At 70.9% G+C, this 13,526-nt stretch carries 13 protein-coding genes and 3 pseudogenes; 10 read left to right on the top strand and 6 right to left on the bottom strand.

All coding sequences use genetic code 11. From position 1 onward, the window contains the following. Positions 1–107: 107 nt before the first annotated feature. Positions 108–1,385: a Gfo/Idh/MocA family protein gene (locus N6H00_RS01410; protein ID WP_268969643.1), complete on the top strand. Its 1,278-nt coding sequence runs from the start codon at positions 108–110 to the stop codon at positions 1,383–1,385. Positions 1,386–1,492: 107 nt separating this feature from the next. On the opposite strand, the gene N6H00_RS01405 is transcribed toward N6H00_RS01410, so the two are convergent. Both N6H00_RS01405 and N6H00_RS01400 read right to left on the bottom strand, forming a co-directional pair. Then, the gene (locus N6H00_RS01405; RefSeq protein WP_268969642.1) at positions 1,493–2,560 is read right to left on the bottom strand and encodes a bile acid:sodium symporter family protein; all 1,068 of its coding nucleotides are present in this window, start codon (positions 2,558–2,560) and stop codon (positions 1,493–1,495) included. Between the two features lie 130 nt (positions 2,561–2,690). Beyond that, positions 2,691–3,542 carry an isocitrate lyase/PEP mutase family protein gene (locus N6H00_RS01400; protein WP_268969641.1) on the bottom strand — a complete coding sequence of 284 codons (852 nt, stop codon included), beginning with the start codon at positions 3,540–3,542 and terminating at the stop codon, positions 2,691–2,693. 420 nt (positions 3,543–3,962) lie between these two features. Here N6H00_RS01400 and N6H00_RS01395 point away from each other — a divergent pair, with 420 nt between their 5' ends. Both N6H00_RS01395 and N6H00_RS01390 read left to right on the top strand, forming a co-directional pair. Beyond that, positions 3,963–5,249, top strand: coding sequence for a cytochrome P450 (locus N6H00_RS01395; RefSeq protein ID WP_268969640.1), 1,287 nt, complete (start codon positions 3,963–3,965; stop codon positions 5,247–5,249). 70 nt (positions 5,250–5,319) lie between these two features. Then, positions 5,320–6,120: a GNAT family N-acetyltransferase gene (locus N6H00_RS01390; protein WP_268969639.1), complete on the top strand. Its 801-nt coding sequence runs from the start codon at positions 5,320–5,322 to the stop codon at positions 6,118–6,120. On the opposite strand, the gene N6H00_RS01385 is transcribed toward N6H00_RS01390, so the two are convergent. Further along, positions 6,088–6,876, bottom strand: coding sequence for an aminotransferase class I/II-fold pyridoxal phosphate-dependent enzyme (locus N6H00_RS01385; RefSeq protein WP_268969637.1), 789 nt, complete (start codon positions 6,874–6,876; stop codon positions 6,088–6,090). The two genes, N6H00_RS01390 and N6H00_RS01385, sit on opposite strands and share 33 nt — an antisense overlap. Here N6H00_RS01385 and N6H00_RS01380 point away from each other — a divergent pair. From N6H00_RS01380 to N6H00_RS01365, 4 genes and pseudogenes are all read left to right on the top strand, one after another. Next, positions 6,823–6,969, top strand: a pseudogene (locus N6H00_RS01380) (thioesterase domain-containing protein); the annotation flags it as partial. The gene N6H00_RS01385 and the pseudogene N6H00_RS01380 overlap by 54 nt on opposite strands. A gap of 145 nt (positions 6,970–7,114) precedes the next feature. Beyond that, on the top strand, positions 7,115–7,354 hold the full coding sequence (locus tag N6H00_RS01375; RefSeq protein WP_268977289.1) for a hypothetical protein: 240 nt from the start codon (positions 7,115–7,117) through the stop codon (positions 7,352–7,354). Positions 7,355–7,411: 57 nt separating this feature from the next. Continuing rightward, the gene (locus N6H00_RS01370) at positions 7,412–7,636 is read left to right on the top strand and encodes an MbtH family protein (RefSeq protein ID WP_268969635.1); all 225 of its coding nucleotides are present in this window, start codon (positions 7,412–7,414) and stop codon (positions 7,634–7,636) included. Between the two features lie 127 nt (positions 7,637–7,763). Next, positions 7,764–8,180: pseudogene (locus N6H00_RS01365) on the top strand (alpha/beta fold hydrolase); the annotation flags it as partial. Here N6H00_RS01365 and N6H00_RS01360 read toward each other — a convergent pair. From N6H00_RS01360 to N6H00_RS01350, 3 genes and pseudogenes are all read right to left on the bottom strand, one after another. Continuing rightward, a complete protein-coding gene (locus N6H00_RS01360; RefSeq protein WP_443073190.1) occupies positions 8,101–8,556 on the bottom strand; it encodes a histidine kinase in 456 nt (151 codons plus the stop codon). The pseudogene N6H00_RS01365 and the gene N6H00_RS01360 sit on opposite strands and share 80 nt — an antisense overlap. Positions 8,557–8,844: 288 nt before the next feature. Then, a pseudogene (locus N6H00_RS01355) lies at positions 8,845–9,498 on the bottom strand (response regulator transcription factor); the annotation flags it as partial. Between the two features lie 14 nt (positions 9,499–9,512). After that, positions 9,513–10,727: a sensor histidine kinase gene (locus tag N6H00_RS01350; protein WP_268969632.1), complete on the bottom strand. Its 1,215-nt coding sequence runs from the start codon at positions 10,725–10,727 to the stop codon at positions 9,513–9,515. Positions 10,728–10,856: 129 nt separating this feature from the next. Here N6H00_RS01350 and N6H00_RS01345 point away from each other — a divergent pair, with 129 nt between their 5' ends. Genes N6H00_RS01345 through N6H00_RS01335 form a run of 3 tightly spaced genes read left to right on the top strand, consistent with a single transcriptional unit; the run spans position 10,857 to position 13,469 of the window. Beyond that, on the top strand, positions 10,857–11,798 hold the full coding sequence (locus N6H00_RS01345) for an ABC transporter ATP-binding protein (protein ID WP_268969631.1): 942 nt from the start codon (positions 10,857–10,859) through the stop codon (positions 11,796–11,798). A 1-nt stretch (position 11,799) separates the two neighbouring features. Then, the gene (locus N6H00_RS01340) at positions 11,800–12,534 is read left to right on the top strand and encodes an ABC transporter permease (RefSeq protein ID WP_268969629.1); all 735 of its coding nucleotides are present in this window, start codon (positions 11,800–11,802) and stop codon (positions 12,532–12,534) included. A 41-nt stretch (positions 12,535–12,575) separates the two neighbouring features. Beyond that, positions 12,576–13,469: an AraC family transcriptional regulator gene (locus tag N6H00_RS01335; RefSeq protein ID WP_268969628.1), complete on the top strand. Its 894-nt coding sequence runs from the start codon at positions 12,576–12,578 to the stop codon at positions 13,467–13,469. Positions 13,470–13,526 lie beyond the last annotated feature (57 nt).

Below are 13,526 nucleotides of genomic sequence, written 5' to 3'. Positions count from 1 at the left end.
GGAAAAGCGCCCGGCCGCCACGGCACCCGGGACACGGTGCAGCGGGCCCCGGTGTCCTGCGTCACCGCATGAGAAGGCACCGTCTGACCGAACGAAGGGATAGCCGAGTGAGTGAGCGTGACCAGGCACCAGCGTCGGAATTGCGCCTCGGAGTGGTCGGTGTCGGGCAGCGCGCGCCCATGGCCGCGCTGGCGAACCGCTCGGGCGTCGCCCGGATCGTGTCCTGCGCCGATCCGGACCCGCGCGGCCAGGACGACGCCAGACGCCTTTTCGGGGCGGACGTCGCGATACACGACCGGTACGAGCGGATGCTCGACGACGACCTGGACGCGGTGTTCGTCCTCACGCCCGACCAGCTGCACACACAGCCCGCGCTGTTCTTCCTCGCGGCCGGGATCGCGGTGTTCGTGGAGAAGCCGCTCGCGATCACCGTCGCCGACTGCGACGCGCTGCTGGGGGCCGCCTTCAGCTCCCGCAGCCGCCTCTATGTGGGCCACAACCTGCGCCACCTCCCGATGCTCCGGCGCATGCGCGAGCTGATCGACGACGGTGCGATCGGCCGGGTCCGCGCGGTGTGGTGCCGCCACTTCGTCGGACACGGCGGGGACTACTACTTCAAGGACTGGCACGCGGAGCGGGCCAACACCACCGGGCTGCTCCTCCAGAAGGGCGCTCACGACCTCGATGTGATCCACTGGCTGGCCGGGGGCTACACCCGAAGCGTCGTCGCCTACGGTGCCCTCGCGGTCTACGGCGACAACCCGCGTCGCACCGCGCAGGACGCCGCACCCCACGGTCAGCGGATGCCCGACTGGTTCGACCCGGACATCTGGCCGCCGGCCGCCCTGCGCGACCTGAACCCGGTCATCGACGTCGAGGACCTCAGCATGATGCTCGCCCAGCTGGACAACGGGGTGCTCGCCAGCTACCAGCAGTGCCACTTCACCCCCGACTACTGGCGCAACTACACCGTCATCGGGGACGAGGGCCGCCTGGAGAACCTCGGCGACGGCATCGACGGCGACCCCGCGACCATCAACGTCTGGAACCGGCGCCGCTCCGGCTATCGGAGCGACGCCGACCACTCCATCCCCCTCACCTCACCCAGTGACGGCCTGCACGGCGGCGCGGACCAGGCGCTGGTCGAGGAGTTCCTCCGCTTCACCACCACCGGAGGCCCGACCGAGACCTCACCGATCGCCGCCCGCGAGGCGGTCGCCGCCGCGGTCGCGGCGACGACATCGCTGCGCGCGAACGGCACGCCGGTCAGCGTGCCCGAACTCGCCCCGGAGGTCCTGCGTTACTTCGAAGAACACCAGCGCACCGCGACGCTCGCCCGCGGCACCCGGCAGACGGACCCGCTCACCCCACCGGGCGACCGCTGACCCGACGCCGGCCGGGCAGCGGTCCCTACGAACCGCTGCCCGGCCGGCCCCGCACGAGCTGCCGCGTTCAGCTGCCGCGACAGCTGTCGGGAGAGCGAGCCCGGGAGTCAGCCGGCCGGGGAGTCGGAGCGGCGGCCGGTGGCCGGGGCGGGGGTGCGGGGAGGCGGCTTCGTCGTCGCGCTGTGCAAAGTGGTCGGCCAGCGGCGGGCCAGCCAGGCACAGACCACGAGCTGGAGGGTGTGGTACAGCATCAAGGGCAGCACGGTCATGGCGACCCGGCTCGCCGGAAACAGCACGGAGGCCATGGGCAGCCCACTGGCCAGGCTCTTGGTGGCGCCGCAGAACACCGCGGTCACCCGGTCCTCGCGAGGCAGGCGCAGCATCCGCGCGGAACGGTCGGCCAGGAGCAGCGCGACACACAGCAGCAGCACGCACAACGCGCCGAGCAGCACCAACCGGGCCGGCGACACCCGCTGCCAGATGCCGGTGGTCATGCCCCGGCTGAACGCCGAGTAGACCACCAGCAGAATCGAACCGCGGTCACAGACGCCGATCACACCGCGGTAGCGGCCGAGCCAGTCGGAAATCCAGCGCCGCACCACCTGCCCCGCGAGAAACGGCAGCAGCAACTGCACGGCGATGTCGCCGAGTTGGCCGAACCCGATCGGGATGCCACCGCCCTCGGTGCGCCGGATCAGCAGGACCGCCAGCACGGGGGTGAGGACGACACCCAGCACCGTGGAGAACGACGCCGAGCACAGGGCCGCGGCCACGTTGCCACGTGCCATGGAGGTGAAGGCGATGGAGGACTGCACGGTGGACGGCAGCACGGCCAGGAAGAGCACACCGGCGGTGAGCTCGGCACCGAGCATCCGGTCCGGTAGCAGCGCGATGGCCAGCCCGACCAGCGGGAAGGCGGCGAACGTCAGCGCCAGCACGGGCAGGTGCAACCGCCAGTGCCGAACGCCCTCGAGCGCGGCCGACGGGGAGAGCCTGGCTCCGTAGAGGAAGAACAGCAGTCCGATCGCCACCTGGGTCAGCCAGGAGACGACCTCCGCCGCCTGTCGCTCGGCCGGAGCGAGGGTGGCGACGCCGATGGCGCCGAACAGCGCGACGATGTACCAGTCGACGCGGCGCGCCAGACCACGCGCGGCGCGGGTGAGGATCGGGGACATGCGCTCCTGCCTTGTCCGATGGCGTGGGACCCGCGCCCGGCCGGTACCGGGCGAACCGGGCGCGGGAAGGCCGGGGGACCGCCTGCGGCCCGTGTCGCGGGCGCCGCGATCCCCCGGTCGGCCCTGGATGTCAGGCCGGGACGTGCTCGTGGTGGCGGCTGATGTTCTTCTCCAGCAGTGCCAGGCACTCGGCGACACCGACGGTGTCCGGACCGGTCTGCGGGAGGCGGCCGTCGGCCTCCCGCAGCTCGGTCAGCGCCCGGTCGATGGCGGTCTGCGCCGCGAACAGGCAGGGGGTGCTGTAGATGGCGACATCGACGCCCAGCGCCGACAACTCGCTCAACGACAGCCGGGGCGACTTGCCGCCGGCGATCTGGTTGAACAGCAGGGGCTTGTCACCGATGACACGCCGTACCTTGTGGATCCAGTCGACGCTGCGCACCCCGTCCACGAGCACGACATCGGCGTCGGTCGCGGCCAACGCCTTGGCACGACGCAGGATCTCGTCCTCCTCGGTCGCGTCGGTGCGGGCGACCACGACGAGATCCCGGCGCGAGGACAGAACCATGTCGAGCTTCTCCAGGTACTCCTCCAACGGCAACACCTGCTTGCCGTCCACGTGTCCGCAGCGCCGCGGGCGCTTCTGGTCCTCCAGGATGACGCCGGAAGCGCCGATCGCCTCCAGGCTCCGCACGACATGGCAGGCGGTCTCCGGATCGACGTAGCCGTCGTCGATGTCCACGAGCAGGTGCTGCCGCGGGAAGGCCAGGCGCAGGCGCTGGACGAAGGCGATGATGTCCGGCCAGGCGATGAAGCCGATATCGGGTAAGCCGTAGTGGGACGCGGCGAAGCCGAATCCGGAGATGAACATCCCGTCGTAGTGCCGGGCCGCGACGGACGCGGAGAACATGTCGAACACGCCGATCAGGGGCGTGGTGCCGGCTGCGCTGATGGCCTGACGTAGCCGATTGGGGTGGCTCACGGTACCCTCCGGGGAACTGGTGGTGTGGGCTTTCCACCGTCGCGGCCGTCTGCCTGCGAAAGCCGTGGCCGCGCGGCATGTTCCGCACCAGACAGGCCGGGTGCCCCTCGTCGGGAGAGGCGCCCGGTCTGTGCTGTCCAGTGCTGTGGCGGCACAGTAAAGAGAATTTTGCCGTATCACAACCATCCCTTGGGCATCTCCATACGAATATGGCCACCGCCCAACCCTGGTTCGGCACGCTGAAGCGCGTACACACAGGGAACTGGCCGTCGTGTCGCGGGCGGGTCCGTATCCGATGCGCCGATGCTCACCCACGTAGTGCCACAGGCCGCCACCTGCGTCTATATTGAGCCAGCCAGTCGGATGATCAAGACTTCCGCCACCGGCCGCCGTCTCCCGCGCATGCCGAGGACCTGAACGATGACCCAGCCCGAGCCGCTTCCCCTCCCGAGCCTCCCGGACAGCCATGTGGACGCCGTGGAGCTCGGCGGCCCGCGATTCCAGACCGAACCCGCCCAGGTCTACCAGGAGCTACGGCAGCGACACGGGTCGGTGGCCCCCGTGCTGCTCCACGGCGGTGTGCCGGCGTGGCTGGTGCTCGGCTACCGCGAGCTGCTCCAGGTGACCGGAGACGCCGCGCTGTTCAGCCGCGATTCCTCGCTGTGGAGCCTGTGGAGCCATATCCCCGAGGACTGGCCGCTGCGGCCCCTGATCGGCGAGAAGCAGGAATCCATCCTCTTCACCGTCGGTGAGGTCCACCGCAAGCGTGCCGACGCCGTCAACGAAGCGCTGTTCGGCATCGATCCCTTCGCCCTGCACGACCGGTCCGAGCGCGTCGCCGACGCGCTGATCGACGGCTTCTGCGAGCGGGGCTCCGGCGATCTGATCGCCGAGTACGCAAGGCTTCTTCCGGCGCTGGTCCTCGCGTACTTCTTCGGCTTCTCCGACCGCGAGGCCCGCGAGGTCACGCACGTCATCAACGACATGTTGGACGGGGGCGAGAGCGCCGTTCGGTCCCAGGCGGCGTTCTACGCCGCCTGCCGGGAACTGGTGGCGGCCAAGCGGGAACACCCCGGAGCGGACGCCACCTCGCGGCTCATCGCCTGTTCCCCGACGGGTTCCGAGGAGGAGATCGTCCAGGACCTCATGGTGATGTTCTCGGCGGGCCACCAGCCGACGGCCGAGTGGATCGGCAACACGCTCCGGCTGATGCTCACCGATGAGCGGTTCGCCCTGTTGCTCTCCGGCGGCCGCCACAGCGTCGGATGGGCGATGAACGAGGCGCTGTGGGAGGACACCCCGTCCCAGAACATCGCGGGCCGCTGGCCCACCCATGACACCGTCCTCGGCGGGCAGCAGATCCGCGCCGGCGATCTGCTCGTCCTCAGCTTCGCCGCCGCCCACACCGACCCCCAGATACGCCCCGACCCGGCCGCCTCCACCCAGGGGAACAACGCCTTCCTCTCCTTCGGCCACGGTGTGCACGGCTGCCCCATGACGGGCCGCGAGAGCGCCGAGACCATCGCGAGGGCCGGTGTCGAGGCCCTCCTGGACCGGCTCCCCGACGTCGACCTCGCCGTGCCCGAGCAGGACCTCGTCTGGCGGCCCTCACCCTGGATGCGGGGGCTGACCGCCTTGCCGGTCGAGTTCACCCCCGCTCCCAGAACGCCCGATGAGGACGGTTCGTGGTACTCGGCGGACGTCTGACCGTACGGGCCGCCCAAGCGGGATACTGCGTGAGCACGGGGTGGGTTCCTCAACGAGCTGTGGGGTGACGATGACCGATCTCGCGGAGTCCGTCGAGTCGATGGAGCAACTCGCCGTGGTCTGGCGTGCCATGGTGCTCGACCGCGATCCAGGTGCGGATGTGCGTGACCTTCCGGGTATCGCCGTCCGCTGGGCCGACTGCCGGTTCGCTTTCTGGAACTGCGTCACCTTGACCGATGTGGGCGCGGACGCAGAGCTCCTCGGGCGGCGTCTGAGCCGGGCAGCGGACATCATGCGCTCGAAGAAGCACCCGGGCTTTCTGTGGCTCTTCGAAGACCTTCTCGACGACGAGGCTCGCTCCACCTTGCGGACGGCGGCCGAGCGGGCGGGCCTTCAGCACGCCTTCTCCGGTACGGGCATGGCCGGTGACTTGCTCCCGGTCCCCGAACCGGTCCACCCCGATCTGACGTTCGTGCGCGTGACCACTGACGAGCAGGTGCGCGCCTACGCCGACCTCAACTCGCGCGGCTACGGGTTCCCCTTGGCGGAGGGCCGCGACGGACTCGTCGGATCCACACTCTGGAAGAACGAGGTGTACGCCTGCCTCGGCATGCGGGGCGACACGCCGGTGGCGTGCGCCGCCACCGTCGAAGCGGAAGGCCGCCTCTTCGTCCTGCTGGTCGCCACGGACCCACAGTGGCAGCGCAGGGGCTACGGTGAGGCGGTCACGCGCAAGGCACTGTACGAGGGCTTCCGGGCCACCGGACTGACCCGCGCCACCTTGCACGCGACCGCCGCCGGGACCCCCGTGTACCCGCGCATCGGCTTCAGGCCGAACTCACCGATCCACTTCTACGGCCTGCGAGGCTGATCCTCGGCGAGGACGGCGCGCGGCAGGCCCGCCACCGCCTTGGTGATGGGTGTGACGGCCTCTTCGAGGACATCCGGCTGGGTGGCGAAGTTGAGCCGGACGAAGCCGGTGCCGGCCTGCCCGTGATCGGGTCCGGCGGTGGTGGCCACGCCGCCGTGTTCGAGCAGCCGGACCGACGGGTCGGGGCAGCCCCAGTCCACGCAGGTCGAGCCAGGCGAGGTAGGTTGCCTCGGGCGGGGTGTAGACATCCGGGAGCCCGGCATCGGCGAGGAGCCGTCCCAGCAGCGCACGGTTGGCCGCGAGGCAGCCCACCGCCTGGTCGAGCCAGGCCGCCGGAAGGACCGCCCACAGCGCTTGGTCGGCCGCGTTGGGGAGGGCGATGAACCCGCAGCGCAAACCGGGGATGTTCCACGCCTTGGTGGCGCTGAATAGGCTCACGGCGTGCTCGCGGGCCTCGTCGCCGACCGACGCGTAGGGGGTGAAGTCCTCCTGGTAGCGCAGCGGCGCGTGGATCTCGTCGCTGATCACCCGGGCGCCGTGGCGGGTGACGAGGCCCGCGAGCTGCCGTAGCTCCTCCGGCCGGTAGATCCGGCCCACGGGATTGGCCGGGTGGCAGAGCAGGACGCTTCCGGCACCCGCCGCGAGGGCGGCGTCGATCTCCAGGCCCGCGGCCTGGACGGCACCGGGCGGCTCCCGGAATCCATGGCCGAGATGACCGAGGACTATCTCGCCCGGATCCGCTCCGTGCAGCCGCACGGCCCCTACCGGCTCGCCGGCTGGTCCTTCGGCGGACTGACCGCGCATGCCCTGGCCGTCCGGTTGCGCGCGGGGGGCGAGGAGGTCGGGTTGCCGGCCGTGCTCGACTCCTGTCCGCCGGGGGAACACAGCGACCACTCCGAGCCGGTGGTGCACGAGGTCGTCGCGAACAACCTCCAGGCCATGGGGTTCACCGTCGACATGGCGGAGCTCACTGCTGTCCCTCAAGGACGTCTATGTGAACAATATCGGGATCATGCGGCGTTTTACGCCGGAGTTCCTCGACGGAGACACGCTCTTCGTCTCCGCCGAACGGAAGCCGGAGGCCAACCGGGAAACCCTCCTGAATGTCAACGTGTGGCAACCCCTGGTGGGCGGGTCGATCGAGATCTGCCCCATAGACTCGAACCACGCGGATCTGATGACCGACGCCCGTCACGCGGCCCGCATCAGCCGTTTTATCGCGGACCGGCTGTAAGCGGCGAAACAGACACAGAACGGCAGAGCAGAAAACCTTCGAGAAGGAGCTATTCGCATGAGCACCAACCCCTTCGAGGACCCCGAGGGCACCTATCACGTGCTCGTCAATGACGAGGGGCAGCACTCCTTGTGGCCGGCCTTCGTCGAGGTTCCGGACGGATGGCGCGCCGTCCTCACCGACGCGACGCGCGACGCGGCGCTCGAATACGTCAACACCCACTGGACCGATATGCGTCCCAAGAGCCTGATCAAGGCCATGGAAGAGGCCGGCGCGGCCTGAACCGCGCCGCCGCGCCGCCCGGACCACCCAGTGGCCCGCCCCGCCGGGACGCCTTTGACGCGTCGCACCCGAAAGGGCGGGCCGCGCCTTTGCCGGTAGGGCGGGGGCGTACGTCCGGGGACACCAGGTGGCCCGCGCTCACCGCCGTCGGCTTCCGGTGATCACCTTCGACAACCGGGGCATACCGCCGACGTCCGAGTGCCCCGGAGGCTTCGCCCTCCAGGACATGGTCGATGACGCGGCGGGGCTCATCGAGCACCTCGGGGTCGGCCCCTGCCGGATCGTCGGCACGTCCCTGGGCGCCTTCGTCGCCCAGGAACTGGCCCTGTCCCGGCCCGATCTGGTGCGCCAGGCGGTCCTGATGGCCACCCGGGGCCGTACCGACGCGCTGCGGGCCGCGATCACCCGCGCCGAGATCGACCTGTACGACGCCGGGGTGGGCCTCCCGGTCCGGTACGCGGCCGTCATGCGCGCCCTGAAGTCGCTGTCCCCGCGCACCCTCGACGACGACGCGGCGATGGCCGACTGGCTCGACCAGTTCGAGCTGTCGGCCGGACCCGGTCCCGGACAGCGGGCCGCGCCTCCTCCAGCCCCAGACTGTCCAGCGCCGAGGGATAGACCCGCCAGGTCGCCTCGCGTAGTTCGGTGATGACCTCTTGGGATTCCTGGTGCGCCTGCCGCAGCAACGCGTCGACCTGCTCGGGGCTGCGGCTGCGGCGCGCCCGGCCGAGCAGCATGGCGAGCGCCACCAGGCGCTGCTGGTTGCCGTCATGGAGATCGCGCTCGATGCGGCGGCGCTCGGCGTCGACCGCCTGGACGACCGCGGCCCGGCTGGTGGCCAGTTCGTCGATGCGCTGCCGCAGCAATTCCCTCTCGGAAGGCCCGAAGCACTCGCGCGCCAGCCGGGCGTCCAGCGCCATCAGCGAGTAGATGCCCTGCACGTCGAGATAGCCCTGGAAGAGCCGCACGGCCAGCACCGCGGCCAGAATGGCGCCGACGCCCAACAGGCCGACCACGACGCTGCACACCAGCCCCAGGTAGCTGTGGATCGCCAGATACGGGCGCCTCATGCCCCGTCGATTCGCCGGCGTGCCCCGGATAGCCGTTGAACAGTCTGATCGGCCTCGTCAGGACATCGGCCGGCGGCCGCCACGAGGGTCAAGGCCACGCACGGTGCGGTCGTCGGGCACCGCCTGGTCCTCGGACAGGGAGACGAAGCCGGACTCGTACGCCGCGATGACCGCTTGTGTGCGGTCCCGTGCGCCAAGTTTCGCCAGCACGGAACTCACATGGGATTTGACGGTCTCGGTCCCCACCGTCAGGCACGCGGCGATCTCCGCGTTCGACAGGCCGCGCGCCATGAGACGCAGCACCCCCTCCTCCCGTTCGGTCAGCGCGGCACGCTCCATGGCCCTCCGGGCCGCGGCGTTGCCGGGAGCCTGGCCGTGGAAGGCGGCCAACCGCCGTACCGCCGCCGGGAACAACAGGGAGTCGCCCTCGGCCACCAGCCGCACGGCATGCACGATCTCCGCCGGCCGTGCCCGCTTGAGCAGGAAGCCGTCGGCTCCCGCGCGCAGCGCCCCGTACACGTACTCGTCGTTCTCGAAGGTCGTCACCACCACGATCTTCGGCGGGTCGGGCACGGTGCGCAGCACTGCCCGGGTGGCCTCGATGCCGTCCATCAGCGGCATCCGCACGTCCATGGCCACGACATCGGGGCGCAGTTGCCGCACCAGGGGGATCACGGCGGCCCCGTCGGCCGCCTCGCCCACCACCTCGATGTCCGGTTGCGCCTCCAGCACTGCCCGCAGGCCGGCCCGGACCAGCGGCTCGTCGTCGACCAGGAGAATGGTGAGCGGCATACGGTCAGCCTAGGTCACCGCAGCGGCAGGTCGACGTGCAGCAGCCACTCGCTGCCGTCCTGTCCCGCTCGGGCCTCGCCTCCGAGCAGCGTGGCGCGCTCGCGGATTCCGCGCAGCCCGCTGCCACCGCCCACGCCAGCCGCCGATGCCGCCTCGGCCAGCGGGTTGCGCACCTCGAGCCGTAGCCACGCCTCCTCCACGGCGATACGGACGCCGACCCGGACGGGGCCCGCGTGCCGCAGCACATTGGTGAGGGCCTCCTGGAGCATCCGGTAGGCCTCACGGGACACGGGCCCCGGCAGCTTCTCCAACGGTCCCGTCACCTCGGCGTCGACCCGCGCACCCGAGGACCGCGCGGACTCCAGCAACCGGCCCGCCTCGTCGAGAGCGGGGCGGCTGCCCAGGGGCCGCCCCGTCTCGCGCAGCCCGGCCAGAACGCGTTCCAGGTCCTCCAGCGCGGCCCGGCCCGTCTCCTCGATGGTCTCCAGCGCCCGGTCGGTGAACTCCGGGTCGGCTGCCGCGCGGGCGGCACCCGCCTGCACCACGGCGAGGGTCAGCGCATGGCCGAGGGTGTCGTGCAACTCCCGTGCGATGCGGTTGCCTTCCAGCAGCCGTTCGGTGCGCTCCTCCAACGCCGACAGACGCTCCTTGAGCGACGGTCCGAGCAGCCGCCGGGCAGCCTGAGCCATGAGCGCGCCTGCCCCGGCGGCCACCGCGACCAGCGCCAGCACGGGCACCGGTGCCAGCAGGACGTACCCCCAGCTGCCACCGGAAACGCGCATGAGCGGGTCGGCGAAACCCGGATCCCCGGCGGCCGCCCCGGCCAGCGACAGCGACAGGGCCATCAACTGCCCCGTCACCAGCGCGGTGACGAGCCCCGTTTCCAGCCGCAGCACCATCCAGACAGCGGTTCTGGCCCGGTCGGACCACGAAGCGGACGGAGCGGCGGAGACACCCGGCTCCTCGTCGCTCCTCACGCGTGCGAGCGGACCGGGGAACAGCATCAGTCGCGCTTGCAGCCCCTCCGCGCGGCGAGCCGAGGGCACCATGGCGACGGCCAGGACCAAGGGGACCGGGAGGACCGCGATCAGCACCCAGTCACCCGGCGACGGACTGCTCAGCCCCGGATAGACCATGGCGCAGACGAACGGCACGATCGCTCCCACCAGCAGGTGAAGCCAGCGGGTGTAGGTGAGCGCATGGGTCAGCGGCAGAAGGAGGCGCACCATGCCGTCATGCTGGCAGAGCGGACGGTGCTGGTGTCTCCCCCGCGCGGGGGAGAAGGGTGCCCCCGGCGGGGGAGACGGTTGCCTCCGGCGGGGGATGTCCGCTCACGCGCGCACGATGACGCTGAAGCCATGAGCCGCATCGACATCGAGGACCTCACCAAGGAGTACGGCCGCACCCGGGCTGTTGACCAGCTGACGTGCCGTATCGAACCGGGCCGGGTCACCGGGTTCCTCGGCCCCAACGGCGCCGGCAAGTCCACCACCATGCGCCTCGTCCTCGGCCTGGACCGCCCCACCTCCGGCACCGCCGTGGTCGGCGGCCGCCCGTACGCCATGGTGCACGAGCCGCTGCGCACGGTCGGTGCCCTGCTGGACGCGCAGGCGGCGAACGGTTCCCGTACCGCACGCGACCATCTGCGCTTCCTCGCCGTCAGCAACCGCATCCCGGCCCGCCGCATCGACGAGGTCCTCCAGGACACCGGGCTCGCCACTGTCGCGGGCCGCCGCATCAGGACCTTCTCGCTCGGCATGCGCCAGCGCCTCGGCATCGCCGCCGCGCTCCTCGGAGATCCGCCCGTCCTCATGCTGGACGAGCCCACCAACGGCCTCGACCCGGAAGGGATCGTCTGGATGCGCCAGTTGCTGCGCCGGCTCGCCCGCGAAGGCCGCACGGTCCTGGTCTCCAGCCACTTGATGAACGAGACCGCCACCTTCGCCGACCACCTCGTCGTCCTCGGCCGGGGCCGACTCCTCGCCGACACCCCCATGCGGGACTTCATCGAACAGCACAGCCAGGCACGCGTCCGCGTACGCGCCGGCGACCCCGCCCGGCTGCGCGCCACGCTGATCACCGAGGGATACCCGGTCGTGGCGGACGACGACGGCGGATGGGTCGTGGAGGGCGCCAGAGCCGAACAGGTCGGGGCCATCGCCGCCCGTGAGGGCATCCCCGTCCTCGAACTCGTCGAGCTGCGCGCCTCCCTGGAGCAGGCCTATCTCGCTCTCACCACGGACGAGACGGAATTCGCCGCCGCGCCTCACACGTCCCCGGCCACACCGCAGGAGGTCTGACATGTCCGTCACCGCGGTGCTCCACTCCGAGTGGATCAAGATCAGGTCCGTCCGGGCGAGCTTCGGATCGCTCATCGCGGTCTTCGCCGCCACGCTGGCCGTCACCCTGCTCGTTTTCCCCACCGTGGGCCGAGCGGAGGCGGACAACGGCGGGGATCCCGTCTTCGGAGCCTTCTACGCGATCAACTTCGCACAGATCGCCGCCATCGCCTTCGGGACCACGGCCGTGTCCTCCGAGTACGCGGGCGGTGCCCTGCGGATCTCCCTGTCGGCCGTGCCGCACCGGGGCCTGTTCTACGCGGCGAAAACCACGGTCGTGACCACCGCCGCCCTCACCGTCGGGCTCGCCACCACATTCGCCACCTTCTTCGTGGGCCAGGCGTTCCTGGGACGGTACGCCATCGGCCTCGGCGAGCCGGGAGCGCTGCGGGCCTGCTTCGGCGCGGGCGTCTACCTGACCCTGATGGCCCTGTTCGCCGCGGGACTCACCTTCCTGCTGCGCAGCGCCGTCGCGGTGCTGAGCCTGCTCGTCCCGTTCATTTTGATCGTGTCCTTCGTGGTGGGAGACGTCGCCGGGGGCGCCGCCGGCTACCTTCCGGACCGCGCCGGACAACAAGTCCTGTACCAGGACCCGGCGGGAGGTCTCGCCCCGTGGCCGGGCCTCGCGGTGACGGCGCTGTGGGCAGCGGCCGCGCTGCTGGCCGGCTGGTGCACGCTGCGCCGCCGGGACGCCTGACACTCCGGCACCCGGCCCCGCTCGTGGGTATGCTCGACGTGGTGTGTGACGTTCCAGATTTCGACCTCGAGCCGTATTCCGGATTCGACCCGGACCCGTATGTCGAGCGGACGTTCAGCAGTTGGGACAGCCTGGGGTGGCGCTCGCTGCTGCTCCAGCGGTTCCATCACACCGCGCGAGCGGAGGAGGTGGCCTTGCCCGCCACCGGAGATCTGCATCTCGTTCTCACCGTCGCGGGTGATGCGTCCATGGAGACCCGTACCGGTGGGCGCTGGCAGCGGCGGCATTGGATGCCCGGCGGGCTCGAGATGCCGGTACCGGGTGTGGCGTCGGTGCGCCGCTACCGGTCCGTGGTTCCCTTGCGGACCCTTCAGGTGCACGTTCCGCGCGTCGTCGTCGAGCGTACGGTCGCGCAGGTGGACGGCGCACGCATCGACTACGAGCGGGCGGCCGCCGCGGTGGCTTCGGGGGATCCGCTCGTCGAACACACGATGCGAGCGTTGGGCGCGGCCGGCGCCGGCGCCGTCGATGACCTGTACGCGGAGTCGGCGGCGGCGTTTCTCGCCGTGCATGTGCTGACCCGTGGCGTCCGGCCACCGAAGGTGAGCCGGGCGAACGCCGAAGGGCCCTGGCTGCACAAGGCCGTGGCGATGATGCGGGACCGGCTGAGCGGCCCCGTCACGGTGGCGGACATGGCCGCCGAGGCCGGCTTCAGCGTGTACCACTTCATCCGGGTCTTCAAGGAGGCCACGGGGCAGACGCCGCACCGCTACCTCACGCGCCTGCGGGTCGAGGAGGCACAGCGGCTCCTCCGGGCAGGTGGGCTGTCCGTCGCTCAGGTCGCCACGCGGTGCGGTTTCGGAAGCCCCGGCTCACTGTCCACGGCGTTCTTGCGGCACACGGGCGTGCGGCCGTCGGCCTACCGCAATCGATGACCCGTGAAGGGCAATCGCGCGCATTCCCGGGCCCCTGGATCGGTTCTAGCGTTCGTG

It is taken from the genome of Streptomyces sp. S465, from assembly GCF_026898115.1.
GTDB classification, from domain to species: Bacteria; Actinomycetota; Actinomycetes; order Streptomycetales; family Streptomycetaceae; genus Streptomyces; species Streptomyces luomodiensis.
This window is presented reverse-complemented; position numbering and strand designations above follow the sequence as displayed.

Excerpts from the sequence above, each read along its gene's own strand:
- N6H00_RS01405 (WP_268969642.1), bottom strand. The coding sequence starts at position 2,560 with ATGTCCCCGATCCTCACCCGCGCCGCGCGTGGTCTGGCGCGCCGCGTC.
- N6H00_RS01395 (WP_268969640.1), top strand. The coding sequence starts at position 3,963 with ATGACCCAGCCCGAGCCGCTTCCCCTCCCGAGCCTCCCGGACAGCCAT.
- N6H00_RS01390 (WP_268969639.1), top strand. The coding sequence starts at position 5,320 with ATGACCGATCTCGCGGAGTCCGTCGAGTCGATGGAGCAACTCGCCGTG.
- N6H00_RS01370 (WP_268969635.1), top strand. The coding sequence starts at position 7,412 with ATGAGCACCAACCCCTTCGAGGACCCCGAGGGCACCTATCACGTGCTC.
- N6H00_RS01360 (WP_443073190.1), bottom strand. The coding sequence starts at position 8,556 with ATGGCGCTGGACGCCCGGCTGGCGCGCGAGTGCTTCGGGCCTTCCGAG.
- N6H00_RS01350 (WP_268969632.1), bottom strand. The coding sequence starts at position 10,727 with ATGGTGCGCCTCCTTCTGCCGCTGACCCATGCGCTCACCTACACCCGC.
- N6H00_RS01345 (WP_268969631.1), top strand. The coding sequence starts at position 10,857 with ATGAGCCGCATCGACATCGAGGACCTCACCAAGGAGTACGGCCGCACC.
- N6H00_RS01340 (WP_268969629.1), top strand. The coding sequence starts at position 11,800 with ATGTCCGTCACCGCGGTGCTCCACTCCGAGTGGATCAAGATCAGGTCC.